This is a genomic window from Sorangium sp. So ce381, assembly GCF_051473845.1.
GTDB lineage: Bacteria > Myxococcota_A > Polyangia > Polyangiales > Polyangiaceae > Sorangium > Sorangium atrum.
In genome coordinates this window covers 10,108,958-10,134,702 of the sequence record NZ_CP150336.1, presented here as the reverse complement: position 1 = coordinate 10,134,702, position 25,745 = coordinate 10,108,958, and the positions used below count along the sequence as shown (strand labels likewise).

Sequence of the window (25,745 nt, the reverse complement as noted above, 5' to 3'; positions counted from 1 at the left end):
CAACCTCGCGCGCCGCGCCGCGCGCCCTCCGTGAGCCGCGCTATGGCCCGCCGCGTGCCCGCGTCACCACGCGGAGCGCGCGGCCATCGCCGCGACGAGGCCCCCCACGACCGCCGCCAGGACCCACGCGAGGCGCGCGCCGTACGGTGACGCGGCCGCGGCGCCGGTGGGCAGCGGGAACACCACCGACCGCACCCGCCGGGACTCCGCGTCGACCAGGAGCACGCCGTCGACATCGAACGCGACGCGGTACTCGAGCAGCTGCCGCCGCGTCGCGGGCGTGTCGATGCGCGGCGCGAGCCGGCCCGTCTTCACCTCGGCGACATACCGCCTGGGACCGTGCGCCACGAGGTAGTCGGCGCGGAGCCCGACGCTGACCGGCTCGCCGTCGATGTGGACTCCGTACGAGACCGCCACCTGCCGGCCGACGATGGTGTAGCCGAGTTCGCGGAGGAGCGCCTCGGCGCGGGCCTCTCCCGCGGCGCCCTGCTCCCGGCACCGCGAGAGCCGGCGCCGCTGCGATGCGCGCCTCCACGCGAGCCGGAGCGTCTGGACCAGCCCGAAGGAGAGCGCCGCGCCGGCCACGGCCAGGAGGAGCTCCGGCGGCATGTCGCGGAAATCCACGCAGCGCGGGTTTGCTCAGGAATCGGGATACCGGGCCAAGTTTTCTGCGCCGGGTCGCCTGCAGCTTGGCTGGCGCGCATGTCGACGCGCTCCTATGACAGGGTTGCAAGAGGCATACCGCCTGCTCGTGCTCTGGTGTGGTGGCGTCGTGTTTCAAGAGCGTGCCCGGCTGATCTGGTCAGGGATGCACATCCATCGTCCGCGAGAGCACCCTCATCCTGGATCCGAGGGTCGTCTGCCTGTGATCGAACACGAGGAGAGGCACCGTTCGCAGGTTCGCGCGCTGACCGAGGCCAGCCGCGCGCTCGCGTCGGCGTCTTCGGCGCGCGTGATTCAAGAGATCGTCCTCTCGGCGGCGACGCGTCTGAGCGGCTCCGGCAGGGCCGTCCTGATCCTGAACGACGAGGACGAGCGCCCGGTCGTGCGAGCGGCGCTGGGGCTCGATCCGGCGCTGCTCGCCGAGCTCTGCGGCCGCCCGCTCCCGAGCGTCGACGACGGGATAGCGCGAGCGCTGGACGGGGCGGCCCACGTCGCCGCCGCGCCGCTGATCGTCGACGGCCGTGTCTCTGGCGTGCTCGCGGTCGAGCGGGACGCCCCGGCCTCGGGCGACGATGCCTGGCTGATCGAGGCGCTCGCCGATCAGGCCGCGGTCGCGCTCGCGGGCCCCGCCGAGGGCGCCGCGCACGCAGACGCCCGGGAGCAGCGCGCGCGCCTGGAGGCGGACGTGCAGGACGAGCGCTATCGCCTCCTCGGTCGAGCGATCAAGGACCCGATCTGGGACTGGGATATCCGGACGGACCGGGTCGAGCGCAACGCGACATTTCATGAGGTCTTCCGCTATACGCCCGAGCAGACGGACCCGACCGGCGCGTGGTGGGTGGACCGCGTGCTGCCCGAGGATCGCGACCGCATTGCGCGCTCGTTCGAGGAGCTCATCCACGGGGACGCCGACAGCTGGTCGGCGCAGTACCGCGTTTACCGCGGCGACGGCTCCGTCGCCCGCGTGTTCGATCGCGGCGCGGTGCTCCGCGACGCGGGCGGCACGGCGATCCGCATGGTCGGCGCGACCGTCGACCTGACCGAGCGATTCCGGATCGAGAGCGCGCTCCAGGACCGGGAGGATCGGCTCCGGCTGGCCACGTGGGCGGCGGACGTGGGCACGTGGCGAGTCGACCTGGAGACGCAGTACGACACGAGGGACGCGAGCCTGAACCGCATCCTGGGCCTGGACGAGCGCGAGACGACGCAGCCCATCGGCGACTGGCTGAGCCGCGTCCATCCGGAAGATCTCGACGCGGTGATCGCCATGACCGAGAAGAGCGTCCGCGAGCGCTGCATCTACGACCTCATCCATCGCATCGTCCGCGCCGACGGGTCGATCCGGTGGGTCCACGATCGCGGGCGCATCGTCGCCGAGCGGGACGGCTCCCCGCTGTTCTTGACGGGCGCCGTCGTCGACATCACCGAGCTGAAGCAGCTAGAGCGCGAGCGCACGGAGCTGCTCCGCCGCGAGCAGCAGGCGCTCGCCCAGTCGGAGAAGGACCGCATCCGGGCCGAGGACGCGAACCGCATGAAGGACGAGTTCCTCGCGACGGTCTCCCACGAGCTGCGGACGCCGCTCACGGCGATCCTGGGCTGGGCGCGGCTGATCAAGGACAAGGACCTCGGCCCGGAGCGCATCAAGCAGGGCATGGCGTCGATCGAGCGCAACGCCCACGCGCAGGCGCAGATCGTCGACGATATCCTGACGGTCTCCCGGATCATCACGGGCAAGCTGCGGCTCCGCACGATCACCGTGGATCTCGCCGCGGTCATCGACGCCGCGGTGGACACGATCACGCCGACGGCGAGGGCGAAGGAGATCGAGATCCGCGTCGAGCTGGGCGAGGGGCTCAGCCACGTGAGCGGCGACCCGGATCGCCTCCAGCAGGTCATGTGGAATCTGCTCTCCAACGCGGTGAAATTCACCCCGAAGCGAGGGCTGGTCACCGTCCGGGTGGGGCGGAGCGACTCGCAGGTCGCGATCTCGGTCACGGACAACGGCAAGGGCATCGCCACGTCGTTCCTGCCGTATGTGTTCGACCGCTTCCGCCAGGGCGACTCCTCGCCGACGAGGGCTCACGGCGGGCTCGGCCTGGGGCTCGCGATCGTCCGCCACATCGTCGAGCTGCACGGCGGCACGGTGGAGGCGGAGAGCCCGGGTGAGGGGAGAGGAGCGACGTTCACGGTGACGCTCCCCTTGCCCGCGGCGCCCTCCGCCGCGCACGAGGGGCCGCCGTCTGCGCCGGGGCGCGCCCTGCCGAGGAGCGGGGAGCCGCCGCCGCTCTTCGGCGTTCACGTCCTCGTCGTCGAGGATGAGCCGGACGCCCGGGAGATGCTCGCGTTCTTGCTGGAGGGAGCGGGCGCGCGGGTCACCACGGCCGGCTCGGCGAGCGAGGCCATGAGCGTCCTGGAGCGGCTGAGGCCCGATGTCCTGCTCAGCGACATCGGTATGCCGGGGGAGAGCGGCTATGCGCTGATTCACCAGCTGCGCGCTGCGGGTCGGGACGAGATCCGGCGTATCCCCGCCGTGGCCCTGACCGCCTATGCCCGGCTCGAGGACCGGAGGAGAGCGCTGGCGGCCGGCTTCCAGAAGCACGTCGCCAAGCCGATCGACCCTGCCGACCTGGTGCAGGTCGTCGCGGACCTCACGGGCCGCTCGGGCGGCGACGGCGCCTCCGTCCTGCCCCCGCGCGGCGCGCTCCTCGGTTGACGCTGCGCGGCCGCGTCACGCCAGCTCGACGCCGAGCAGCCACAGCATCAGCGCCTTCTGCACGTGCAGCCGGTTCTCGGCCTGATCCCACACGCGCGAGCGCGGCCCTTCCAGCGTCTCGTCGTCGATCTCCTCGCCGCGGTGCGCCGGCAGGCAGTGGAGCACGATGGAGTGCTGCGCGGCCTTCGCCATCACCTTGGCGTCCACGGTCCAGCCGGCGAACGCGGTGCGGCGCTTCTCCGCCTCGGCCTCGTGTCCCATGCTCGCCCACACGTCCGTGTTCACCACGTCCGCGCCCGCGGCGCCCTCGCGCGGATCGTGCGTGATCGTGACGTGGCCCGTCTTCCGCGCGCGCTCGACCTCGTCCGCGGGCGGCATGTACCCCTCGGGTCCCGCGAGCACGAGGTGGAAATCGAAGAGCTGCGCCGCCTCGAGCCACGAGCGCGCCATGTTGCTCGCGCAGTCGCCGAGGAACGCGATGCGCCGGCCGGCGACGCCGGTCCTGTCCCCGCTCGCCGCGAGCGCCTCCTGGATCGTGAAGATGTCGCTGAGCACCTGCACCGGGTGGCCGTCGTCCGAGAGCGCGTTGATCACCGGCACGCTCGCCTCCGCCATCTCGAGCAGGCGCGCGGTCGACGACGTGCGGAACGCGATCGCGTCGCAGTACCGGGCGAGCACGCGCGCCGTGTCGCGGATCGGCTCGCCGCGGGCGAGCTGGCTGCCCTGGGTGCTCAGCACGACCGGCTGGGCGCCGAGCTGCGCGATGCCGACCTCGAACGACACGCGCGTGCGCGTGCTCGCCTTCTCCAGGACGACCGCGATGGCTCGGCCGGCGAGGATCGTCGTGCGCCGCCCCTTCGGCTCCTCCTTCAGGCGAGCGGCGAGCCTGAGCACCCGGTGCGCTTCGGCCAGGGTCGTGTCCGTGATCTTGAGGTAATCGCGCTTCGCCATTGTCCCGCCTTCCGCGTCGCCGCCGTCCGGGCGCGCCGCCCTGCCGCGGGGCAGCCCGCGACGCAGGGCGCGCCGTACGCTCGTCGTGATGTGGCACAACCGGGACGCCGCCGTCAATCGGCCGTGGATCCGCCGTGGACCGCGCTCAGCGCCAGATCTCGATCTGCCACGCCGCGTCCGAGATCTGCTCGACCGACGCGCGGATCCCGAGGAGATCTCGGAGCAGCCCGAGGTGGGTTGTCGTGTGGGATGACGGGCGCACCGTCCGGAAGGCGCCGCGGCCCGCGAGGGCGATCGGCAAGAGCAGCTGATCGGCCAGGTGCTCGCCCACGGGGACGCCCGCGGCGAGGTAGTCGCGCGCCTCCTCGGCGGCCTTCGTGGCGACGGACTCCGCGCGCACGCCCTTCGCGCCGAACCCGGTGAAGACCTCGGTCACGTGCTCGCTCTCGACGGCGATGGTGATCACGTTGCCTGGGCCGTTCCCGCCCTTCAGCACGCTGGGCTTGAAGCAGCCCGCCTCCCAGCCGAGCACCGCCGCCGCCGCGTCGAGCTCGCGCACCGCGATGGCGCCCGGGAGGTTCGACACCGTCGCGACCGCCCGCCGGCCGCGGATCTCCCCGCGCTCGAGGAGCTCGAGCGGCGCGAGCGCCGGCGCCGGCGCGATCGAGACGCGGGCCAGCCCGCCGCCGGCCGGGTAGAAGCCGGGCGTCACGAGCGTCGCGGTGACGTCCGGCCCCATCCTCCGCACGAGCGGCAGGTAGGCGAGGTCCAGGAAATCGAACGGCGGCGCCAGCGGGTTGTGCGTGCCGCCCTCGAGCGCGAGCGCCGACGGCGCGGGCGCGCGGAGCAGCGCGGGCAGGACGGTCTGCAGCACGAGCGTCGTGCTCCCCGCGCTCCCGACCTGGAACGTGTGCTCGCCGGGGACGATCGCGGTCGGTCGAAACACGATCTCCTGAGACCCGAGCGCGGCGCCCGACACCTCGGCGCGGCCGATCTGGGCCGCGGCCCGGACGGAGGTCAGGTGTTGCCGCATCAGGCCCGGGCGCGCGCGGCGCTTGCGGATCGAGGTGATACGGACGGGCGTCTGCGTGATCAGCGAGAGGCCGAGCGTCGTGCGGAGGATCTGGCCCCCTCCCTCTCCGATGGATCCATCGATGGTCAGCATGGCGATCGGCTCTCCCCTGGATGAGCGATATCACGGCGCCGGGGCGCGCGGCTCACCCCTTCACGCAGACGACCTGCCGCAGGGTGTGGACGATCTCGACGAGATCCTTCTGCGCCTTCATCACGTCGTCGATCGGCTTGTAAGCCGCCGGCGTCTCGTCGATCACGTCCTCGTCCTTGCGGCACTCGACGCCTGCGGTCGCGGCCTCGTGGTCCGCGACGGAGAAGCGGCGGCGCGCCTCGCCCCGCGACATGACGCGGCCCGCGCCGTGGCTCGAGCTGCAGAAGCTCTCCGGGTTGCCGAGCCCGCGGACGATGAACGACCGCGCGCCCATGCTGCCCGGGATGATCCCGAGATCGCCCGCCTGCGCTCGGACGGCGCCCTTGCGGGTCACGAGGACGTCCTTCCCGTAGTGGTGCTCGCGCGCCACGTAGTTGTGGTGGCAGTTCACCGCCGCCACGGTCGCGTCGAAGGGCGGCAGCTCGCCCGAGCCGCGGAGCGCCTCGACCACCTGCGCCATCATCAGCTCGCGGTTCACCGCCGCGAAGTCCTGCGCCCACGACACCGCCTGCATGTAGTCGTTGAAGTGCCTCGTCCCGTCCGGCAGGTACGCGAGGTCGCTGTCGGGCAGGTGGATGAAGAAGCGCCTCATCTCCTGCTTGGCGAGCTCGATGAAGTAGCTCCCGACCCGGTTGCCGACGCCGCGCGACCCGCTGTGCAGCATGACCCAGACGCGGTCCTCCTCGTCGAGGCAGAGCTCGATGAAGTGGTTGCCGGTCCCGAGCGTGCCGAGGTGCTCGATGGCATAGCCGCGCCCGATGCGCGGGTGCTTCTCGACGATCTGCCGGTACCGCGGCTCGAGCTCGGCCCACGCCGCGACCTGGGCGGGGGGCGGCGAGCGCCACGCGCCGCGGTCGTTCTTCCCGCCGTTGTCGGTGCGGCCGTGCGGCACGGCGCCCTCGATGGCCGTCCGGAGCCCGCGCAGCGCGTCCGGCAGCTGCGACGCGGAGAGGCTCGTGCGCGCCGCCATCATCCCGCAGCCGATGTCGACGCCCACCGCCGCCGGGATGACCGCGCCGCTCGTCGCGACCACGCTCCCCACGGTCGCGCCGATGCCCTGGTGCGCGTCGGGCATCACGGCGATCCACTTGTGGATGAACGGCAGCGCGGCGAGGTTCTTGAGCTGCGCCTCTGCGGCGGTCTCGAACGGCACGCCGACCGTCCACGCCTTGATGGGCACGCCCGAGTCCGTGGGGATGACGTTGTAGCTTCGCTCCATGGCAAGATCTCCGGTGAGGGGTCGAGCCGTCCGGCTCGCGCCGCGACGCTCGCTCTCGGTGGGGTCCGTCGGTCTCCGTCGGTCTTCGTCGGTCTCCGTCGTTTCCGCCGGTCCGTCGTTCCTGCGCATCGCACGGCGCGTGCCACTCGAAATCCAGGCGATCGCGGGCCCCTGGCCCTGCGGATTAGACCTGTGTATAAAACGGTTAGAGAAGATTCTATGACACGCAAGACCACCGTGGTCCTCGGCATGCTGGGCCCGACGCTGGACACCGGAAAGACGCCGGAGCGCTGGTCGCGCTGGCGCCCGAGCGTGGCGCTCTGCCAGCACGAGGACCTGATCGTCGATCGGTTCGAGCTGCTCTACCAGCGCCGCTTCGAGGGCCTGGCCGAGACGGTGATGGGCGACGTGCGGCACGCCTCGCCGGAGACGGACATCCGCGCTCACGTGGTCGAGGTGGACGATCCTTGGGACTTCGAGGCGGTGTACGGCGCGCTCCACGACTTCGCGAGGGCGTACCCGTTCGCGCCGGACCGGGAGGACTACCTCGTCCACATCACGACGGGCACGCACGTCGCGCAGATCTGCCTGTTCTTGCTCACGGAGTCGCGGTACTTCCCGGGTCGGCTCATCCAGACGTCGCCGCCGAAGCGCGACCGTGAGGAGCTCGCGGCCGGGTCGTTCACGATCATCGATCTCGACCTCTCGAAGTACGACCGCATCGCGTCGCGCTTCCAGAAGGAGCAGCGCGAGGGGGTGTCGTTCTTGAAGAGCGGCATCGACACGCGCAACGCGGCGTACAACCGGCTGATCGAGCGGATCGAGCACGTGGCGATCGCGTCGCGCGCGCCCATCCTGCTGATGGGCCCGACGGGGGCGGGGAAGTCGCAGCTCGCGCGGAAGATCTACGACCTCAAGAAGGGGCGCCGGCAGGTGGGCGGCGATTTCGTGGATCTGAACTGCGCGACGATCCGCGGCGACGGGGCGATGTCGGCGCTGTTCGGGCACACGAAGGGGTCGTTCACGGGGGCGCTCCAGGACCGCCCGGGGCTCCTGCGCAAGGCGCACGAGGGGGTGCTGTTCCTCGACGAGATCGGCGAGCTCGGCGCGGACGAGCAGGCGATGCTGCTGCGGGCGATCGAGGAAAAGGCGTTCTTGCCGGTCGGCTCGGACAGGGAGGTGAGGAGCGAGTTCCAGCTGCTCGCCGGCACGAACCGGGATCTCGGGCTGGAGGTGGCGGCGGGGCGCTTCCGGGAGGACCTCCTGGCGAGGATCAACCTGTGGACCTTCCGGCTCCCGGGTCTCCGGGAGCGGGTCGAGGACATCGAGCCGAACCTCGATTACGAGCTCGACGCCTCGGCGCGGCTGCTCGGCGTGCGGATCACGATGAGCCGCGACGCGCGCGCGCGGTTCCTCGCGTTCGCGACGTCGCGAGAGGCGGTGTGGCCGGGCAACTTCCGGGACTTCAACGCGGCCGTGACGCGGATGGCGACGCTCGCGCCCGGGGGGAGGATCGGGGTGCCGATCGTGGACGAGGAGATCGGGCGCCTGGTGGAGGCCTGGCGGCGAGCGCCGGCGGCGGGCGGGCGAGCGCTCGCCGCGGGCGGCGCGGCGGGGGAGGGGAGCGATGGGGACGATCCCGTGGTCGCGGCGCTCGGCGCGCGCCGGGCGGCGGCGCTCGACCCGTTCGACCGGGTGCAGCTCGCCGAGGTGCTGCGGGTGCTGAAGGGCGCGCGGTCGCTGTCGGAGGCGGGACGGGTGCTGTTCGCGGCGTCGCGGGCGAAGAAGAAGAGCGTCAACGACGCGGACCGGCTGCGGAAGTACCTGGCGCGGTTCGACATCGACTGGAGCGAGGTGGTGGCGGAGGGCGGGTAGAGGGGGTAACGGCGAAAGGCCGCTTATCTCGGGTGACAGAAGATCCTCTGTGCGATCCTGTACCCCCGGAAGAGCGACGCTATACCCCTGAATTATCCATGCATCCAAGGCGCCGCCCTCCCTCGACAGCGTGCGGGCCCGGTTGACGGCGGCGCAAATGGTTTGATATCCACCCAACGGGCCAGCTGGGTGCGCCCCGGCGGCGCGGGTCCGAACGGAGGTCAGATGAAGCTCTACTACTCGCACAACTCAAACCCCCGCCTCGCCGTGGCTGTGGCACGGCACGTCCAGGCGCCTGTGGAGTTCATCCGCGCGGCCCCGTTCGCGCCGGATCAGATCGAATTCTTCCGAACGCTCAACCCCAACACGCGGGTTCCGATCCTCGTCGAGAACGGCACGCCCCTCTGGGAGGCCGACGCCATTGTCTGTCGCCTGTGTCAGCTGACTGGCTCGGACTTCTGGCCCGCGCCCGCTCGTCTGCCGGAGCTTTTGCGCTGGCTGAGCTGGGCGCACCAGCATTTCAATCCGCCGGCGAGCGCGCTCTACTTCGAATACATCGTCAAGCCCACGTTCACGACCGACCGAGCAGAGCAGTCGGTGATGGACGGGCACCTGAAGGAGTTCCGACAGTTCGCGGAGGTCCTGAACGGTCTGCTGAAGGGCCGCCGCTGGCTGATTGACGACAAGCTGAGCTATGCCGACTTCCGCGTGGCCTTCGTCTTTCCGTATGCCGCGCGCGCGCGGCTGCCCTTGGCCGACTATCCGGAGGTGCAGCGGCTGTCGAACCAGCTGGACGAGATCGAGGCGTGGCGCGAGCCGTTCAAAGGCCTGGAGGGATGAGATGAGGAGTCCACGGGCGCGCGCGGCGGGCTGAGCGCGCCCGGAGCTCCCGAGGGGTCCGCCGCTGCCGCGAGGGGCGTGGCGACCGCCAAGAGCCCCGCTACCACCCCTGCCGCCCTCGCTCGTCCCGGCGCCCGCGGTCTCGGCTCTTTCTTGGCGTTCAAGGGTCCACCCCTCGCGTGCTGCCTCTCGGCGCATGGACGCTGGGACCGTTGTCCGTGTCAAGCGCGCCGTAGGGGGCGGTGTCACCGGAGCGCCCTCGGACGGCACCGCTCGTCGCTCGCCTGGCGTCGTGCGTGCTGGCTTGTGTGGGAGCGCTCGACGTGGATGCCGTCCGTCGCGAGGACCTGCCGTCGTCCCGCCGGCGCCACCGAGAACATCTCTGGATATTTACCGTTTCAGTTGACAATTCTACTCGCCAGGGCATTGTCCTGAGCTGCTGCGAGCCGTGGCGCAGCGAGCTGTTCTTTACCGGTTCATTTTGTCGGCGTGGATCGATGACGGGGGGCACCTCCGCTGTTGATCGTGGCGCCGAACTGCCCCAGAGTGCCCGGCGCTGGAGGTCAGCTTCGATGGCTTTGCGTTCATTTCACCAGTCACCTTTCCTGGTTCTCACGCTGGGGACGGTAGTCCTCCTGTCGGCCTGCTCGGATGACGACGGCGGCGGCTCGTCAGCGAGCTCCGGGGGCACGGGCGGCTCGTCAGCGAGCTCCGGGAGCTCCGGGAGCACCACCGCGCAGGGCACGGGCGGCGCGGGCGGTGGTACGGGCGGCTTCGGGGATACGGGTGGCGGCGGGGATACGGGTGGTGGCGGCGGCACCGGCGGTGGCGGCGCCGGCGGCGGTCCGGACGCGCAGGGGATCGTGCCCAATCCCATCATCTCTCGCGGCAAGCCGGCCTTTGCCTCGGCGGGGACGGCGTCGGTGATCAACGACGGCAAGTACAGGTCGGCTGGGACCTGGATCGCGGGCAAGCCCACCTCGGCAGCGCCTGCCTGGGTCGCCATCCAGGTCGGCACCGGGTACGAGCGGCTGCTCCTGAGCTGGACGGCCTCGTACAACTACAACTACACGGACGTGCAATACGGGGCGCCGGGCGCCTACCGCGTGGAGACGTCGAGCGACTCCACGAACGGCTCGGACGGCACCTGGACCAAGGTCGCGGAGGTGACCGACAACCCGGTCCGCACGCGCGCCCACAGCTTCGACTTCGGCGGCAAGAGCTGGGTCCGGCTCGTCGTGACCGCGGCCCCCGCGATGACCGACGACACCGGCGTGCAGCTCGACGAGATCGACGTGCACGACATCTCGAAGGGCGCGGAGGACACGTGGTTCTTCCTCGGCGACAGCATCACGGCGTTCGCCTATGACCGCGACACCCCGGCCACCCAGCCGAGCTTCGCCGAGAACGTGCACGCGGCGCACCCGGCCCACTATCCGGCGATGATCAACGGCGGCATCGGGAGCGAGCTCACGAAGAGCAGCGACAAGCCCAGCGCGCTCGATCGCATCGATGACGTCCTGGAGCTGAACCCCGACTTCCACTACTTCGCCATCGGTTACGGCACCAACGACTCCTGGGGCCAGACCGACCCGAGCACCTTCAAGGCGAACCTTCAGCAGATCATCGACAAGATCGAGGCAGCGGGCCGCGTCCCGGTGCTCGCGCACATCCCGTTCTCGCCGGACGGCAACCACGACGCGGTCCCGGTGTTCAACCAGGCGATCGACGAGCTGACGCAGCAGAACGGCCTCCCTCCTGGGCCGGACCTGTATACGTGGTTCAAGGACCACCCCGACCGGTTCACCGACAAGGTGCACCCGGATCCCGCCGGGCGGGTGGCCATGAACAAGCTCTGGGCCGACGCCGTGGACGGCCTCTACCCGGCCCAGCGGTAGCGCGACCAGACGCCGGGCGACACGCGACCACGCGACCGAGCGCCCTCGCGGCGCCGGCGCGAGCCTTGACTCCACGCGGCCGCGGGGGCTAGCTCGAGCTGGCGCACGAACGGCAGACCCGGGGAGCGGTGCCCTCGGGTGGGCTCGGCCGGCCCGCGCCCTCCAGGGGGTCTCCGATGAAGCTCATTCCCAAGAAGCTCATGGTCCTGGTCGTCGCCCTCGCGGCCCTCTTCACCTTCGCCGCCGCCCCGGTCAGGGCCGACGACTGGGCCCTGACGGGCACCGGCGTCCGCGTCAAGACGATCGCGTTCATCGACATCGACGTCTACGAGATCAGCCATTTCATGAAGCAGGCGCCGGCGTCGCGATCGAAGCAGGCGGTGATCGACGCCGACGTCCCGAAGAAGTTCGTCTGGAAGATGCTGCGCGACGTGGACAAGGAGAAGATCCACGACGCGCTGACAGGCGCCTTCGCGATGAACGGGTACAAGGATCAGGCCAAGATCAAGGCGTTCGTGGGCGCGTTCCAGGGGGAGCTGAAGGAGGGGGCGCGCATCACCATCCAGTACGACCCGGAGAAGAAGACCACGACCGTCGCGGTCGGAGGCAGCAGCGCGAGCGTCGCCGGCGTGGACTTCATGAAGGCCGTGTGGAGCATCTGGCTCGGGAAGATCGATCAACCGAACCTGGGCGATCAGCTCATCGGCCGGCTGAAATAGCGGGCGCCGGAGCGGAGCCGTGATGGACGACGATCGGGACGAGCGAGAAGACGAGGACACGAAGCGGGACATCGCGCCCTACGTGCCGCGCCGCCCCGTGATGGCGGTGATCGGCAACGGCCTCGCGGTGGACGCGGCGACCGAGGTTGTGTGCGTCGAGCTCGGGCGGCGCGCCGTGGAGGCGGGGTTCCGGCTGGTCACCGGGGGGCTGGGGGGCGTCATGGCCGCCGTGTCGCGCGGCGGGCGCGAGGCGGCGACGTGGCGTGACGGCGATATCCTGGGGATCCTGCCAGGGTACGAGGCGTCCGCGGCCAACCCGTACGTGGACATCGTCGTCCCGACCGGCATGCAGATCGGGCGCAACATCCTGGTCGTCGCCGCGGCCGATGTGGTCGTGGTCGTCGGCGGAGGCGCGGGCACGCTGAGCGAGGTCGCCGTCGCCTGGCAGCTCGGCAAGCCGCTGCTCGCGCTCGCGACGAGCGGCGGCTGGGCGAGGCAGCTCGCCGGGGGGCGCGTGGACGACCGGCGCTCGGATCGGATCGTGTCGGCCGCGAGCGCGGAAGAGGCGGTGGCGACGGCGTGGGAGATGGCGGGCCGCGGCCGCGGCCGGGGGGCGTGACAGGGCGCCGCGCGGCGTCCGCGCGAGTCGGCCGCGAGGCAGCCCGTGCTAGCCTCCGCGCCGATGTCGGAAGCGGAAGAGGAGGAGATCCAGCGGCTGAAAGCCCGCGTCGGGACGACCCTCCACGGAAAATGGCGGATTGACGCGCTGATCGGGGCGGGGGGGATGGCGGCCGTCTACGCGGCCACCCATCACGTGGGGCACCGCGTGGCCATCAAGATCCTGCACCCGGAGGGCGCGGTGTCTCGCGAGCTCCGCGCCCGCTTCGAGCAGGAGGCGCTCGCCGCCGCGCGGCTCGGGCACCCGGCCGCGGTGCAGGTCCACGACATCGACGTGACCGAGCGGGGAGAGCCGTTCCTTGTCATGGAGCTGCTCGACGGAGAGAGCCTCCGCGAGCGCGTGTTGCGGCTCGGTACGATCTCGTTGACCGAGCTCCTGGCCCACATGGACACGCTGCTCGAGGTCATCAAGGCGGCGCACGACGCCGGGATCGTCCATCGGGACATCAAGCCGGACAACCTCTTCGTGACCCGCGATGGGCGGCTCAAGGTGCTCGATTTCGGGATCGCGCGCATGAAGCAGGGCGGCTCGGGGCTGAAGACGCGGACGGGCGCGGTGCTGGGCACGACGAGCTACATGGCGCCCGAGCAGATCCTGGGGAGGAACGTGGACGGGCGGGCCGATCTCTACGCGGTGGGCGCGACGATGTTCACCGTCCTCGCGAACCGTCGAGTCCACGACGACGACGGGCTCACCGAGGGAGAGCTCCTCGTGAAGAGGGGCACGACGCCGGCTCCTCCGCTGTTGACGGTGGCGCCGGGCGTGGATCCGCGGGTCGCGCGCGTCGTGGACCGCGCGCTCGCCTTTCAGCTCGAGCGGCGCTATCCGGACGCGCAAACGATGCTCGCCGACGTGCGCGCCGTGCGCCGGGGCGAGGAGCCGCCCTTCGCGACGGGGGAGCTGGCCAGGATGGACGAGCGCACGCGCGCGTACGGCCGGGCCATCCCCGACGGGCCGCCGGTGGGGGCGCAATATCCGAGCGCGAGCCCGCCGGCAGGGGTGATGCCGGCGGCGGTGGCCGCCTCGACGGGGGCTCCTCCGGGCCAGCCTTATCCGGGGGCGGCGGGGGCAGCGCCCCGGGGGCGGGGGCAGCGCGCACCGGGAGCGACGCAGATCGCCGTCGTCGGCGGGGTGGCGGTGCTGCTCTTCTGCGTGGGAGTCGGGATGGTGCTGCTGCTCTGGCCCTCCCGCGACCAGGGCGCCGGCGACGCTGGCGACAGCGGCGCGCCGGTGTCCCTCCAGGATGTCGCGCAGGCCCGGAGCGCTGCGGTGCTCGCGGTCGACCCCGCCGGCTGTCCGCCGGGCGCGCCTTGCACTTGCCCGGGCGGCAGTCCGGGGAAGGCGCCGGCGAGCTGCCTGCTCACGTGCGGCGACGCGCCCGGATGCAGGCCGAGCTGCTCCGATCGAGAGAGCTGCGCGAGCCACTGCGCCGGCGACTGCCAGTCTTCCTGTGCGAAAAGCAAGGTGTGCAGCACGACGTGCGCTGACGGCTGCTCCACCGACTGCCGCAACGCGGAGACGTGCCAGGTGACCTGCGGCGCGGGGTGCTCGATCACCTGCGAGGACGTCAACAAGTGTGCCCACGTCGTGGGCGACAGGAGCGTCGTGAGGTGCAATCGGGTCGGTGGGTGCCAGGTGATGTGCATGGGCTCGTGCGCGGTGTCTTGCTCCAATACCGGGGGAGGATGCCCGGTGACCTGCGTTGGGCAGGGGCCCGCGGTGAAGTGCGGCGATGGCCGCAAGGCGTGCGGGGACGGCTGCGCGCTGCCGCGGTGAAGTGCGGCGATGGCCGCAAGGCGTGCGGGGACGGCTGCGCGCTGCCGCGGTGAGATGAGGCTGGCCGGGCGTTCGCCGGGGGAACGAGCGTGGGACCGCGGTGAGCCGTCCAGGGGCCGACGCTCGGGCGTGCCCGTGTCCACACGTCGATGTACGTGCCTGCGAGCCCTCGCCGCGCCTCAGAGCCGGGCCTTGCGCAGCGCGAGCAGCCAGTCGTTGAGCTCTCCGTGGTTGGGCGGCTCCTCCGGCAGCACGGCGTGATCGCGGGCCGCCTCGAGGGTCGTGAAGGCCCGGGCGATCTGCTCGGCCCAGCGCTCGGCGACGTCGGGAGCGAGCGGCGCCTGCTCGCCGGCGCGCTTGGCCTCGACCAGCTCGCGCGCGGTGCTGAAGCCGTAGAGATCGAGGAGCGCGGTGACGTCGGTTACGATCTCGCCCGTCCGGAGGGCGTGGGCGCCGGTCAACGTGGTCCTGAGGACATAGAGGAGCTTCTTCGCCGACGAGCGGCCTCCCGCCTCCCAGGCGCGGAGCTGGCTCGTGGCGAAGCCGATGTAGTGGCGGAAGATCCGGCGCGAGAGCGCGGCGGCGACGAGCGGGCGAAGCGAGGCGAGGTCGGGATCGACGTGGAGCTGGAGGGGGCCGAGGATCCGCTCGATGTAGTTGCCGTTGCCCTGGAGGACGCCGATGAGGACGGGGTGGAGCTCGTTCGAGGTGTAGTCGATCTCGACGCCGTCGATGACCTGCATCCGCTCGGGGCTCGCGTTGCTGCGGTGGAGGCCGAGCAGCTTCTCGGTCGGCTCGACGTGGACCGCCTTGAGGTCGAGGTCGCTGTCCGGCGAGGGGAAGCCGTACGCGTGGGCGCCGCTCAGGGCGATGACGAGGTGCGAACGCTTGGCCTCTTCCTCGGCGATGACGCGCGCCGCGACCTCCTGCTGCTTTGCTTCGAGCACCTGGGGGTTCATCCGTCGTCCTTTCTCTCCTCGTTTCCGGGCGTGGGGGCCGCGTCTCCGCCGTCCCAGGTTGCGTCTCCGTCGTCCCAGGTTGCGACCGGCGCGGGGGGAGCGTCCTTGCCGAGGGGGCCGGGCTCCGCCGCGAGGTGCCGGCGGGCGATCTCCTCGCGGACCCGCCGGAGGAGCACGTCGGCCCGGGGCACGTCGGGGTGCGGCGGCAGCTTGGTGGCGAGTCGCGCAGTCTCGAGGTCGGGCGTCATCGACTCGGCGAGCTCGATGGTGCGCTCGAGCGGCCACGCGCCGCTCTTGATGGCGAGGAGCGTCTCGCGCAGGTCTCCCTGCACCACGAGATCGACCTCGCCGTCGCGCAGCCAGCGGATGGCGGTCGCGATCAGGCGCACCAGGTTGTAGGCGTTCTTGGGGCGGAGGTCGCGGGCGGGATCGAGCAAGGCCCTGCCCGCGCGCGCGAAGGCCACGAGCGAGGCGAAGTCGCGGGCGGGCAGGAGGCCCTGGTCGTGGAGGGAGCGGTAGAGCTGCTTGATGTACTCCTTCGCCTGGAGCTCCCGGTCAACCTGGGTCGGCGCGGCGCGCGGGCTGACGGCGGCGAGTTTGCGGGCGACGTCGGCGAGCGCCAGCGAGGGGTCGTCGGCGAGCCACTCGAGCACCCGTTCCCGGTGCTCGGCGAGGCGGTGCGCCTGCGAGAGCCGCTTCAGCTGGGAGAGCGCGTAGCGGCCGAAGCTGCCGTAGATGGCCGAGGAGACGAACGCGCCACGCGCATCGAGGAGCCACGCGCCGATGTCGTCGCGCGCCTCGGCGGTCCGGACGAAGAGCAGCTCGAGGGTGTTGGGGTCGGCGCGCAAGGCCTGGCGGATCGCCTTCTCGATCTCCCAATAGGAGGAGCTACCGTCGGTGCTCACGAGGTCCCTGGGCGGCTCGGCGAGGCCTGTGGTCCAGGGGAAGGGGAGAGCGAAGACGCCGCGCCTGTCGGTGTCGGAGCCCTCGTTCGCGAGCCCCCAAGCGCGCGAGCCTACGACGGCCTCGAGGACCACGGTGGGCCGGAGGGCGTCCCAGGCGGCGCTCCGCCGCTCGGCATGCCGTACCTGGCCGGCCTTGCGCGGGACGAGCTCGTCGCGGTTGTAGCGGACGACGCCGACGCCGACGAGCATGACGTCGAGCTCCGCGCCGGCCGAGCCGACGACACGCCCGATGGCGCCCTGCGGGACATGTCGATCGCCGAGGAGGCGGTCGACCCGGGTTGTCACCTCGGTGCCATGGGGCAGAGGGACGGCGAGCGGGTCGAGGTGGGTGAGGCCGCGCAGGCGGAGCGCCATGAGCGGACGCTATCACGCCGTGACGGCCCGACCCAGGTTGCGGATCCACGGATCCAACCCAGGTTTGGGCGACCGGGGCCGACGAGATTGGCGGTAGGCCAGGTTGGCAGACCGAGGTTGGCGTCCCGACCTGGGTCGGACTAACTGCAACCCAGGTCAGGCTGGAGTAGGCGACGGCTCCAGCTCAGGTGGCGGACCGCCAGGCGGCCGCCACCCACGAAGCTTGGTCGAGCAGCGAAATGATTGACGAAAACCCGTGGCACAAAGCTTGTCATGGTGCACCTGTCATGAGCCAGCCCCGCGAGATCGCTGCCGGAGCCACGTACCTCATCACCCGTCGCGTCCTGCGCCGGCACCTGCTCTTCCGCCCGGATGCGGCCATCACCCGGCTCCTGGTCTACGTCCTCGCGGTGTCGACCCGCCGTTACGGCATCGAGGTCCATGCGCTCTGCGCCATGTCAACGCATCTGCACCTGGTCGTGACCGACTCGAGGGGCGTCCTGCCGCGGTTCTTGCAATTCTTCCATCGCATCGTCGCGCTTGGCACGAAGGTGCTACGCGGGTGGGAAGGCCCCGTGTGGGACCACGAGGCCACGAGCGTGGTGCGGCTGCTCACGCGCGCGGCGGTGGTGGAGAAGATTGCTTATGTCATGGCGAATCCCGTCGCCGCTGGCCTGGTGCAGCATGCTCGCGAGTGGCCGGGCGCCAAGGTAAATGTGGACGAGCTCGGTCGCGGCGTGCTGCGCGCGGCACGGCCTTCGGTGTATCTCGACCCGGAAAACCCCCAGTGGCCCGAGGAGGTGGCGGTCTCACTCGCGCTGCCGCCGGCCATTGAGCAGGAAAGCGCGGAAGGCTTTCGCCAGGACGTCTCTGCCGAGCTCGAGCGACAGGAAGCGCGGGCCCGCGCGGAGGTGCAGCGGCGAGGACTTCGCTTCTTGGGCGCCGAGAGAGCCAGCAGGGTGTCCCCTTACGAGCGCGTGACGAGCTTCGAGCCGCTGCGCGACGGCAATCCGACGTTTGCGGTTGGTCGCAATCAGGGGGACGCGTGGCGAATCGCAGGTGCCGCTGTGCGTGCGTTTCGAGCGTCGTACCGTGCGGCACTCGAGCGATGGCGTGCCGGCGTGCGCAGCGCTGTATTCCCCGCGGGGACGTGGTGGATGCGCACGTTTCACGGCGCCAGCGTGGCCGACTTCGTGCTCACGGTGTAGAGCCCTAGCAGCGGCGTTGGCGGGGAGGCTGGGCGACGGGCGAGGCATCAGCGCCTTGTCGTGGGACGCGTCCGTTTGGGGTTGGCGGTGCGACCGGCACATCGTTGTGCGGTGGTGTGCGCAATGGGATGTGCAGGGGCGATGCCGTCCCGAATGCGTAGGAGCGGATCCGAAGGGGTTGCGATCTGCGTCGTGTAAACGGGCCGGGAATTTCGTGTCGGAAAACCAGTGTAGCGGAAAAAACAGTGTAGCGAAAAGCACAGCTTGGCATCAAGCTTGTCTAACCGGGGATCGAGCGTGCCATGAGATAGAGTTCCGCTCGACTGAAACTGCGGCGGCGTTGCTGCCGCAGCTCAACCCCGGTCTAGGGTCGGGTAGGTCGCAACCTGGGTCGGGTCGTCGGGTCGCTCACGACAACCTGGGTCGGGTCGCCTCCAGCTCACGACAACCTGGGTCGGGTCGCCAGCAGGGCATCACCGCTCGATCAGCAGCACCGGGCTGCCGGAGAGGGCGAGCGTCACCCTGCCGCCGCTCGCGTCGGCGGAGGTCTTCGCGCCATCCCACGCATGGACCTCGAACCCCGTCGCCGTCGCCAGCTCGACGCTCGCGGACGCCTCCTCCGTGCTGCTCGCCGTCACGGCCCAGAGGGCGATCCGGCGCTTGCCGTCCTTCGTGAACACGGCGCCCCGAGCGCCCCCCGGCAGCGCGAGCTCCCTTGTCGCACGGTCATCGTAGGACGCGCCGAAGAGCACCTCGTTGAGGGTGGTGTACGCCTTGCCGAGGTCGGTCTTGGTCGCCTGATCCACGCTGGCGAGGGCGCCGACATCGTTGTAGAGCCCCATGTGCGCGAACACGTCGTCGCTCCCGTCCTCGCCGTTCGATAGAATGAACCAGTCGACGCCGCCGATGCCGTGCGCCTGCGCCATGATCATCATCTTGATGAGGTAATTCCGCGCGTACTCCGGGCTCCCAACCTCCGGGTACTCCGGCGTCGGCGCGAGCGGCGCGCCGTTCTCCGAGACATTCCACCTCTGCACTTCCGCCCCACCGTCGGCGAGCGTCGCGGCGAACGCATCTTTCGACGCGAGGAAATCGTCGACGGACGCATCCGAGCTCTTCGGGCTGAAGATCGGGTAATAGTGAAAATCGAGCACGTCGATGTAGGCGCCGCCCTTCTCCGGGTAATCTGGCGTGACCGCGCCGTCGTCGGGGTTGTCGGTGTAGCGCAGGATCGCCGAGAGGAACGAGGGGTATCCGATGCCCCCCGTCGCGATCCGCGCATCCGGATCTGCCTTGCGCGCGGCCTCCTTGGTGACGCGTAGCATTCGTATATAGTCAAATATCGATCCGTTGAACCGGGGGAGATCGGCGGCCTTCGGCGGTTCGGTCTTCCATGTCTCGGTGACGTGCCAGTCGGCCACCCAATCGGGCTCGTTCCACACGTGCCACAGCTTGACCCAGGGCTTGTAGGTGTCGACGGTCCGATACACGTAAGAGGCCCACGCGTTGCCCGGATTCACCGTTCCGTCGGCCGAGAAGATCGGCTCGTAGAGGCTCTTTGGGATATAGTACTCGTTCTGCCAGTCCTCCGCGTCGGCCGGCGCCACCGTCAGATCGACCGACTCAGAGCCGATGAGAAATCCGATGTGATCCCCCATGCCCAGGGACGCATATGATTGAATGTCCCCGACCTCGATCTCGTATCCCCACCTCGCGAAATGGGCGGCGGGCAGCTTGATGCGGAGGCTGCGGACCCCCGCGAGCGCCGCGAGCGTGGCCTCCTTGTCGTCGCCCCAATCCGCGTTGCGATGGCCGAGGTTGGCGCCATAGCGAAATGCGGGAGGGAGCCCGCCATTTCCGCCGTTCCCGCCGCTTCCTCCGTGCCCCCCGCTTCCGCCTTCCCCGGAGCTGATGCCGCCGCCGCCCGACAAGTCATATCCCGGCGAGTCGTCCCCCGAACCACATGCAACGACAGCTGAAGCGCACAGCAGAACGGACCATCGACGCATGAACATTCCTCCTCCAGGCAGATCCCGGGAGGCCAGCGTAAGGGAGTTTCGCTTCCAATTTCAGGAAATCTGCGAATCAGATTGCGCTGCGCTCACCCTGGGGCCGTTCGGCCGCGGCGGGCACGCCGAGGCCGAGGAGGCGCTCTCGCTGCCGGTCTCAGGGGGCGAGGCGCAAGAGCGCGAGGTGCTCGCCCGTCTGGCTCGCGCCGCGGCGTAGGTTGGCGATCCTGGCTGACGCAAGCGCGTCTCCCACCAAGCGCGCAGCGCATCGGTGAGGCTTTGCTCGATCGCGCAGGAGGTTGCGCGTGCTTGCCTTCTGGCTCGCTCCTCGGAATGGCTGGGGTGAACGAGCCTGTCGTCTACACGCTCGCCATCGGAGTTCCCGCCTGATCAGGCCTCGACCGGCGCGAGCAGCGCTGCCCGGTGGCGCGCGAGGTAGCTCCGCACGTCCTCCGCGGGCTTGCCGGTGAGCTCCTCCACCGCCCTCGTGGTCACATCCAGCGTTCCGCGGGCGATCGCCTCGTCGAAGGAGGTGAGCAGCGTGGCCATGGCCGCGGGGATCCCGGCCTTCTGCATGCCTTGCTCCAGCGCGTCGCCCGGCACGGGGACGTAGTCGATCGACTTGCCTGTGACGGCCGAGGCGATCTGCGCGAGCTCGCGCTGGGACACGGCCGCAGGTCCGGTGATATCGAGCACGCGCTTGCCGTCGAAATCGGCGGCCAGCGCCGCGGCCGCGGCGCGGGCGCAGTCCTCGCGCGTGACGTACCCGGCCTTGCCGTCGCCGGCCGCAGCGACGAGCTGGCCCGTCGCAAGCGCGCGCCTCAGCGAGGCCACGAGGAAGTCCGTATAGAGGTTGTTGCGCAGGACGGTCGCGCCGAGCCCGCTCTCCGCGAGGGCGTCCTCGGTGGCCTGGTGGTCGGGCGCGATCGTGATCGGCGAGCCCGGCCCGGGGTTGGTCAGCGACGTGTAGACCACGTGCCGCACACCCGCCTTCGCAGCGGCCTCGAGCGCGCTCCGGTGCTGCGCGATGCGCCGGCCCGGGCGGTCCAGCGCGTCGGTGCTGATGAGCAAGAGACGCGCCGCTCCCGTGAACGCCTCCGCGAGCGAGGCGGGAGCATCGAAGTCTGCGCGCCGCACCTCGACGCCGCGGGCGCGGAGCTCGCCGAGCTTCTCCGGGTGCCGGGTCGTGACGAGGAGCGGCCCTGCGTCCTGCGCGAGCAAGAGATCGACGACGCGCCGCCCGAGCTGGCCGTTGGCGCCGGTGACGAGGAGAGGCTGAGACATGATGAGAGCTCCTTGTGACGAGGTTGAGCGGATGTTTGCCTCTGTCTCGAATTTGGTGCAACACGCAGATTTCATCTACTGTGTGCCGAAATGGGAACAATGGATCTGAACCACCTCTCCGTCTTCGCGGCGGTCGCCGAGACGGCGAGCTTCACGGAGGCGGCGCGCCGGCTCGGGGTGCCCAAGTCGACGGTCAGCCGGGGCGTCGCGTCGCTGGAGGCGTCGCTCGGCGTGCGTCTCTTGCAGCGGACGACGCGCAGCGTGGCGCTGACGACGGCCGGGCAGGCGCTGGTGGACCGCCTCGGTTCGCGGCTCAAGGCGCTGACGGAGGCGATCGAGGGGCTCCCGGAGCTCGAGGACGAGCCGTCAGGCACGCTGCGGCTCACGGCGACGGCGGACTTCGCAACCGAGGTGCTGGCGGAGATCCTCGCCGCCTTCTGCCGCCGCTACCCGCGCATCACGGTCGAGATGCACCTGTCGACGCAGCCGGTGGATCTGGTGAAAGAGGGGTACGACGTTGCGTTCCGGTTCTTCGCGAAGAAGCCGCGAGACTCGACGCTGGTCGCGCGCAAGGTGGGCGAGCTGCACCTGCAATTTTACGCCTCGCCCGCGTACCTGGCCGCGCGGGGGACGCCGAGGACGCTGGACGATCTCGCGGGGCACGATTGCGTGGCGCTCATCAAGACGAGCCCGTTCGGGCGAGACGAGGTGTCGCGCGCCCGCGCGCGGCTCCGTGTCCGGTGGCTCGCGAACGACGGGTTCTTCGCGCGCGAGGTGGTGCGCAACGGCGGTGGGATCGGCCTGCTCCCGACCTTCCTCGTCCAGCAGGACGTGCTCGCTGGAGCGCTCGTCCGCGTGCTGCCGCGCTGGACGGCGCCGACGGGCGGCGTCTTCCTCGTGTTCCCGAGCGGCCAGCACTTGCCGAGGAAGACCGTCGCGCTGCGTGATCACGTGGTCGAGGCGCTGCGGATGCAGCTCAAGGTGCGCGCGGGCCGCGTCGGCGAGGGCTAGCCATTCCATCGGGGGTGGATCCGGCCGAGCGTCGCCCAGACCATCGTCTCGCTCGGGATCGATCTTGCCGAGATCACGACACTATCCGAGGTCGCCGCTCCGACCCAGGTTGAGGTCGCCGCCCCGACCCAGGTTGAGGTCGCCGAGGTTGAGGTCGCCGAGGTCGCCGCCCCGACCCAGGTTGAGGTCGCCGCCCCGACCCAGGTTGAGGTCGCCGCCCCGACCCAGGTTGAGGTCGCCGCCCCGACCCAGGTTGAGGTCGCCCCGCCCTGCGCAGGCGCCTGGCACGGCTCTCGCAGTGGACCATCTCCGGAAGGAGGCCCGCATGGATTACGACCGCTTCGTCGAGGAGGTGCAGCGCCGCGCCGGCTTCGAGGGCCGCAGCGAGGCCGAGCGTGCGATCGCCGTGACGGCACGGACGCTCGGCGAGCGGCTGCTCGCGGAGGAGGCGGTCCCGGTCGCCGGTGGACTGCCGGGCCCGGTCGCCGCAGCAGTGCGGGGCGCCACGTACCAGGGCGACTTCGATCGCGACGAGCTCTACGACCGCATCGCCCGCCGCGAGGGCGCGCCGCGCGGCTTTGGCATGGAGCACGCCCAGGCCGTGTGCCAGGTCATCGGCGAGGCGCTGCCCGAGGCCGAGCGCCTGCGGCTCCAGCGGCACCTGCCGGACTGGGCGGACCTCTTCGCGCCTCGCTCGGCCGGAGCGCCCCCGCCGCGGCCGGCGCACGCGGCGTCTCCACCCGACATCGGCCAGGGCTCGACGCTCGCAACGGGGCGGCCTGGCAGCCGCCACCCCTTGAGCGAGGCGCGCCCAGAGACGGCCCATGCGGAGTCGGTCGCCCGATCGGACGATCCCCACGCGGATACCAGGCTGTCGAGCAGCCCGGGGCTGACGCAGGAGCGCCTCCGAGAGACGCTGGCTGACGGGCGCCCCGGCCCCGAGCACCCCGTCAGCGAGGCGCAACGCTGAGCAGGGAACCGCAGCGCCGACGGCCCCACCCGGCGCGGGCCCTCCGGCGCCTGCTTGACAGCGGCCGTGCTCCCGCGAACACTTCGCCTCACGGGCCTCTCCGAGCCCGGCACCTCGCTCGCCGCCGGCACGGCTCCGCGAGGGGCGAAGAGGGCGCTGCCCTTCGGCGGTCTTCGCTCGTGATGCTGCCGCTCTTCCGTCGGTGCCGGCCGACAAGGACCGATCTCGGCAGATCACCTGGACAGGGCCGATGGGGAACCGCCACCACCACAAGAAGCTTCGCGCCGACGTCCGCGCCAGGATGGCCCGGACCGGCGAGAGCTACCAGAAGGCGCTCGCGCGGATCCTCGACGAGCGTTCCACGCCGAAGGCGACACGGAACATCGATCTCGTGCCGATCGATTACTTCGGCGCGCCCGCTGCGCTCGCGACCTTCGAGATCGCCGGGCGGCTCGCGTGTCTCGTCGTCTCGAGCCGTCATCGCCTGAGGCCGTTCCCCCAGAGCCCCCTCGTCGCCCTGGCGATGCGTGGGCCTCGGGCCATCCATTGAGTGATCTCCGCGATCCCGAGTGTCGCGAGGTCATGATGAGCACGTCAACGAGAGATCGAATCAATGCCTTTCGCGCGCAAGGCTTCTTCATCGCGCCCGCTTTCCTCGACATCGTCGAGCGCGCCGAGCTCCGCCGCGCGTGCGACGCCGCGCTCCTCCGCACACGAGCGCTCTCCCGGGAGACGGGTCACTCGACCCCCAGGATATCGCTCCTCACGGACGGCGCGACCTGCTTTCAGGACGATCCCTGCGCGCTGGAGCTCATCTCCGCGTTCGTCGGCTCCCGGCGCGTCTGCGAGCTGCTCGCCGGCCTCTCGCGTCCGGGAGAGCAAGGCCCCCCGCGCCTGAAGGACGCGCATTACTACCACGAGCAGACCAGGCGCGACTGGGACGGGGACTGGCACCGAGACAGCCAGTTCGGCCAATCCGATCCAGAGATCGAGCGCGCGATCGTCGCGACGACGACATCGGTCCACTTCAGGGTGGCGCTGGAAGACGACGATCGGCTCGAGATCGTCCCCGGGTCCCACGCCCGCTGGGACACGCCGGACGAGCTCCGGATCCGCAGGGGCGCCGATCGGACCGCGCCGGACATGCCGAACGCCGCGCGCGTCGCCTTGCGCGCCGGAGACGCATGCATCTTCCACGCGTGGTCGATCCACCGCGCGACTTACCGTCGAGCTCCTCCACGTCGCACGATCGACGCCCTTTACACCTTCGCTCGTCCGACCGTACGTCAGTGGACCCCGCCGGCGACGTGAGGCGCGGCCGTCCGTCGCCCGGCCATCGCGGCGCCCGCCCTCTCGCCTTCTGAGCCCGGACCCGACCTCGGCTCGGGCGGACATCGCGCGCCCTCGGCCTCGCTTCGCCGCGCCGCCGTCCGGTCACCCGCCGTCGATCTTCTCCGCGAACACCGCCGCGAGCTTCTTCGATCTCCGCCCCATCACGGCCTCCCGCACCCGCTCCACGAGCGGCGCGTCGTGCCGGTGCAGCGAGAGCGCGCTCAGCGCCGCGATCGCGTGCACCTCCGCCCCCTCCTCGACGAGCGCCACGAGCGCGTCGTTCGCCGCGTCCGTGCGCAGCAGCGCCATCCCGAGCAGCACGCTGTCGCGCAGCCCGCCCGCGCGCGCCGCCCCGGCGAGCTCGGCTTGCAAGATCGGCAGCGCCTCGGGCAGGCGCGATTCACCCAGCGCGAGCGCCGCCGCCTCCGCGGCGCCGTCGTCGCCTTGCTGCAGCACCTTCGCCACGAAGCCGAGGTACCGCCCCGGGAGCAGCCGCAGGAGCCCCCGGTAGCAGGCGCCGAGCACGTCCGGCTCCGGATCGCCGGAGAGCGCCTTCACGTGGAGCGCCGCCGCCGCCGCGTCGAGGCCGGAGTTGCCCAGCGCCGCAGCGGCCTCCGCGCGCGTGACCGGCTCGCGATCGGCGAGCAGCGGCGCGACCTCGAGCAGCGCCTCGCGGTGGCCGACGTGGACCAGCGCGTGGGCGCACAGCCCGCGCAGCCCAGCGGCCGTGTCGATCGGCTGCCCGAACGCCGGCTCGAGCTGCACGTGGCGCAGCCCCGCCACGTAGGTGTCCGGCTCGTGCGCGTCGAACGCGAGCAGCGCCTTGACGATGCGGTTCTTGCCGGAGCAGCCCTTGTCGCTCTTGAGCGGCTCCTCGAGCAGCCGCGGGAACGCCCCCACCAGATCCGGCACGAGCTCCCGCAACCCGAGGCGCCCCGCCATCGCCGCGGCCTCGCCGACCAGGTACCCGTTCCGGTCCGCGACGAGGCGGCGCAGCTCGGCCGCCGCCTCCGCGGGCGGCGCCTCCGCGAGGGCCGCGATCCTCGCGCGCTTCTCGTCGAACGAGCGGGGGGCTGGCACCCGGGGAGCTTACAG

At 71.0% G+C, this 25,745-nt stretch carries 22 protein-coding genes; 12 read left to right on the top strand and 10 right to left on the bottom strand.

The features are described 5' to 3' along the window. Positions 1-63 precede the first annotated feature (63 nt). Positions 64-609, bottom strand: a complete 546-nt coding sequence (locus tag WMF29_RS38080) for a hypothetical protein (protein ID WP_437325007.1) — start codon at positions 607-609, stop codon at positions 64-66. Between the two features lie 343 nt (positions 610-952). On the opposite strand from WMF29_RS38080, the gene WMF29_RS38075 reads away from it, so the two are divergent. Continuing rightward, a complete protein-coding gene (locus WMF29_RS38075) occupies positions 953-3,376 on the top strand; it encodes a PAS domain-containing protein (RefSeq protein WP_437325006.1) in 2,424 nt (807 codons plus the stop codon). A gap of 15 nt (positions 3,377-3,391) precedes the next feature. Here WMF29_RS38075 and argF read toward each other — a convergent pair whose 3' ends face one another. From argF to WMF29_RS38060, 3 genes are all read right to left on the bottom strand, one after another. Beyond that, a complete protein-coding gene (gene argF / locus WMF29_RS38070) occupies positions 3,392-4,327 on the bottom strand; it encodes an ornithine carbamoyltransferase (protein WP_437325005.1) in 936 nt (311 codons plus the stop codon). A gap of 145 nt (positions 4,328-4,472) precedes the next feature. Continuing rightward, positions 4,473-5,492 (bottom strand): RNA 3'-terminal phosphate cyclase, encoded by a 1,020-nt coding sequence (gene rtcA / locus WMF29_RS38065; RefSeq protein WP_437325004.1) that lies wholly within the window; start codon positions 5,490-5,492, stop codon positions 4,473-4,475. Positions 5,493-5,544: 52 nt separating this feature from the next. After that, entirely contained in the window at positions 5,545-6,771 is a 1,227-nt protein-coding gene (locus WMF29_RS38060; RefSeq protein WP_437325003.1) for an RtcB family protein, read from the bottom strand. 219 nt (positions 6,772-6,990) lie between these two features. On the opposite strand from WMF29_RS38060, the gene rtcR reads away from it, so the two are divergent. The 6 genes from rtcR to WMF29_RS38030 all read left to right on the top strand — a co-directional run bounded on the left by rtcR (position 6,991) and on the right by WMF29_RS38030 (position 14,558). Then, positions 6,991-8,646, top strand: coding sequence for an RNA repair transcriptional activator RtcR (gene rtcR, locus WMF29_RS38055; protein WP_437325002.1), 1,656 nt, complete (start codon positions 6,991-6,993; stop codon positions 8,644-8,646). A gap of 225 nt (positions 8,647-8,871) precedes the next feature. Then, on the top strand, positions 8,872-9,486 hold the full coding sequence (locus tag WMF29_RS38050) for a glutathione S-transferase family protein (RefSeq protein ID WP_437325001.1): 615 nt from the start codon (positions 8,872-8,874) through the stop codon (positions 9,484-9,486). 572 nt (positions 9,487-10,058) lie between these two features. After that, on the top strand, positions 10,059-11,384 hold the full coding sequence (locus WMF29_RS38045; RefSeq protein WP_437325000.1) for a GDSL-type esterase/lipase family protein: 1,326 nt from the start codon (positions 10,059-10,061) through the stop codon (positions 11,382-11,384). A 176-nt stretch (positions 11,385-11,560) separates the two neighbouring features. Next, complete coding sequence (locus WMF29_RS38040; RefSeq protein WP_437324999.1) at positions 11,561-12,103, top strand: chalcone isomerase family protein; 543 nt, start codon at positions 11,561-11,563, stop codon at positions 12,101-12,103. Positions 12,104-12,125: 22 nt separating this feature from the next. Beyond that, the gene (locus tag WMF29_RS38035) at positions 12,126-12,722 is read left to right on the top strand and encodes a TIGR00725 family protein (protein WP_437324998.1); all 597 of its coding nucleotides are present in this window, start codon (positions 12,126-12,128) and stop codon (positions 12,720-12,722) included. 63 nt (positions 12,723-12,785) lie between these two features. Next, on the top strand, positions 12,786-14,558 hold the full coding sequence (locus WMF29_RS38030; protein ID WP_437324997.1) for a serine/threonine protein kinase: 1,773 nt from the start codon (positions 12,786-12,788) through the stop codon (positions 14,556-14,558). Between the two features lie 179 nt (positions 14,559-14,737). Here the strand turns inward: WMF29_RS38030 and WMF29_RS38025 are convergent, their stop codons facing one another. Continuing rightward, entirely contained in the window at positions 14,738-15,517 is a 780-nt protein-coding gene (locus WMF29_RS38025) for a nucleotidyltransferase domain-containing protein (RefSeq protein ID WP_437324996.1), read from the bottom strand. After that, on the bottom strand, positions 15,514-16,836 hold the full coding sequence (locus WMF29_RS38020; RefSeq protein ID WP_437324995.1) for a DNA polymerase beta superfamily protein: 1,323 nt from the start codon (positions 16,834-16,836) through the stop codon (positions 15,514-15,516). The genes WMF29_RS38025 and WMF29_RS38020 overlap by 4 nt, the downstream gene beginning before the upstream one ends. Positions 16,837-17,123: 287 nt before the next feature. Here WMF29_RS38020 and WMF29_RS38015 point away from each other — a divergent pair, with 287 nt between their 5' ends. Next, on the top strand, positions 17,124-18,044 hold the full coding sequence (locus WMF29_RS38015; RefSeq protein WP_437324994.1) for a transposase: 921 nt from the start codon (positions 17,124-17,126) through the stop codon (positions 18,042-18,044). Positions 18,045-18,517: 473 nt separating this feature from the next. On the opposite strand, the gene WMF29_RS38010 is transcribed toward WMF29_RS38015, so the two are convergent. Next, positions 18,518-20,053 (bottom strand): hypothetical protein, encoded by a 1,536-nt coding sequence (locus tag WMF29_RS38010; protein ID WP_437324993.1) that lies wholly within the window; start codon positions 20,051-20,053, stop codon positions 18,518-18,520. A 390-nt stretch (positions 20,054-20,443) separates the two neighbouring features. After that, complete coding sequence (locus tag WMF29_RS38005; RefSeq protein ID WP_437324992.1) at positions 20,444-21,337, bottom strand: SDR family oxidoreductase; 894 nt, start codon at positions 21,335-21,337, stop codon at positions 20,444-20,446. A gap of 90 nt (positions 21,338-21,427) precedes the next feature. On the opposite strand from WMF29_RS38005, the gene WMF29_RS38000 reads away from it, so the two are divergent. After that, the gene (locus WMF29_RS38000; RefSeq protein ID WP_437324991.1) at positions 21,428-22,348 is read left to right on the top strand and encodes a LysR substrate-binding domain-containing protein; all 921 of its coding nucleotides are present in this window, start codon (positions 21,428-21,430) and stop codon (positions 22,346-22,348) included. Positions 22,349-22,429: 81 nt separating this feature from the next. On the opposite strand, the gene WMF29_RS37995 is transcribed toward WMF29_RS38000, so the two are convergent. Beyond that, on the bottom strand, positions 22,430-22,636 hold the full coding sequence (locus tag WMF29_RS37995) for a hypothetical protein (RefSeq protein WP_437324990.1): 207 nt from the start codon (positions 22,634-22,636) through the stop codon (positions 22,430-22,432). Between the two features lie 37 nt (positions 22,637-22,673). On the opposite strand from WMF29_RS37995, the gene WMF29_RS37990 reads away from it, so the two are divergent. From WMF29_RS37990 to WMF29_RS37980, 3 genes are all read left to right on the top strand, one after another. Then, positions 22,674-23,318 carry a DUF2267 domain-containing protein gene (locus WMF29_RS37990; RefSeq protein WP_437324989.1) on the top strand — a complete coding sequence of 215 codons (645 nt, stop codon included), beginning with the start codon at positions 22,674-22,676 and terminating at the stop codon, positions 23,316-23,318. Between the two features lie 250 nt (positions 23,319-23,568). Then, positions 23,569-23,868: a hypothetical protein gene (locus tag WMF29_RS37985; RefSeq protein ID WP_437324988.1), complete on the top strand. Its 300-nt coding sequence runs from the start codon at positions 23,569-23,571 to the stop codon at positions 23,866-23,868. A 32-nt stretch (positions 23,869-23,900) separates the two neighbouring features. Further along, complete coding sequence (locus tag WMF29_RS37980; protein WP_437324987.1) at positions 23,901-24,629, top strand: phytanoyl-CoA dioxygenase family protein; 729 nt, start codon at positions 23,901-23,903, stop codon at positions 24,627-24,629. 123 nt (positions 24,630-24,752) lie between these two features. Here the strand turns inward: WMF29_RS37980 and WMF29_RS37975 are convergent, their stop codons facing one another. Next, on the bottom strand, positions 24,753-25,730 hold the full coding sequence (locus WMF29_RS37975) for a hypothetical protein (RefSeq protein ID WP_437324986.1): 978 nt from the start codon (positions 25,728-25,730) through the stop codon (positions 24,753-24,755). Positions 25,731-25,745 lie beyond the last annotated feature (15 nt).

Bases quoted from the DNA above. Each gene is read 5' to 3' on its own strand.
- WMF29_RS38080 (WP_437325007.1), bottom strand. From the start codon at position 609: ATGCCGCCGGAGCTCCTCCTGGCCGTGGCCGGCGCGGCGCTCTCCTTC.
- argF (WP_437325005.1), bottom strand. From the start codon at position 4,327: ATGGCGAAGCGCGATTACCTCAAGATCACGGACACGACCCTGGCCGAA.
- rtcA (WP_437325004.1), bottom strand. From the start codon at position 5,492: ATGCTGACCATCGATGGATCCATCGGAGAGGGAGGGGGCCAGATCCTC.
- WMF29_RS38060 (WP_437325003.1), bottom strand. From the start codon at position 6,771: ATGGAGCGAAGCTACAACGTCATCCCCACGGACTCGGGCGTGCCCATC.
- rtcR (WP_437325002.1), top strand. From the start codon at position 6,991: ATGACACGCAAGACCACCGTGGTCCTCGGCATGCTGGGCCCGACGCTG.
- WMF29_RS38050 (WP_437325001.1), top strand. From the start codon at position 8,872: ATGAAGCTCTACTACTCGCACAACTCAAACCCCCGCCTCGCCGTGGCT.
- WMF29_RS38045 (WP_437325000.1), top strand. From the start codon at position 10,059: ATGGCTTTGCGTTCATTTCACCAGTCACCTTTCCTGGTTCTCACGCTG.
- WMF29_RS38040 (WP_437324999.1), top strand. From the start codon at position 11,561: ATGAAGCTCATTCCCAAGAAGCTCATGGTCCTGGTCGTCGCCCTCGCG.
- WMF29_RS38035 (WP_437324998.1), top strand. From the start codon at position 12,126: ATGGACGACGATCGGGACGAGCGAGAAGACGAGGACACGAAGCGGGAC.
- WMF29_RS38030 (WP_437324997.1), top strand. From the start codon at position 12,786: ATGTCGGAAGCGGAAGAGGAGGAGATCCAGCGGCTGAAAGCCCGCGTC.
- WMF29_RS38025 (WP_437324996.1), bottom strand. From the start codon at position 15,517: ATGAACCCCCAGGTGCTCGAAGCAAAGCAGCAGGAGGTCGCGGCGCGC.
- WMF29_RS38020 (WP_437324995.1), bottom strand. From the start codon at position 16,836: ATGGCGCTCCGCCTGCGCGGCCTCACCCACCTCGACCCGCTCGCCGTC.
- WMF29_RS38015 (WP_437324994.1), top strand. From the start codon at position 17,124: ATGAGCCAGCCCCGCGAGATCGCTGCCGGAGCCACGTACCTCATCACC.
- WMF29_RS38010 (WP_437324993.1), bottom strand. From the start codon at position 20,053: ATGCGTCGATGGTCCGTTCTGCTGTGCGCTTCAGCTGTCGTTGCATGT.
- WMF29_RS38005 (WP_437324992.1), bottom strand. From the start codon at position 21,337: ATGTCTCAGCCTCTCCTCGTCACCGGCGCCAACGGCCAGCTCGGGCGG.
- WMF29_RS38000 (WP_437324991.1), top strand. From the start codon at position 21,428: ATGGGAACAATGGATCTGAACCACCTCTCCGTCTTCGCGGCGGTCGCC.
- WMF29_RS37990 (WP_437324989.1), top strand. From the start codon at position 22,674: ATGGATTACGACCGCTTCGTCGAGGAGGTGCAGCGCCGCGCCGGCTTC.
- WMF29_RS37985 (WP_437324988.1), top strand. From the start codon at position 23,569: ATGGGGAACCGCCACCACCACAAGAAGCTTCGCGCCGACGTCCGCGCC.
- WMF29_RS37980 (WP_437324987.1), top strand. From the start codon at position 23,901: ATGATGAGCACGTCAACGAGAGATCGAATCAATGCCTTTCGCGCGCAA.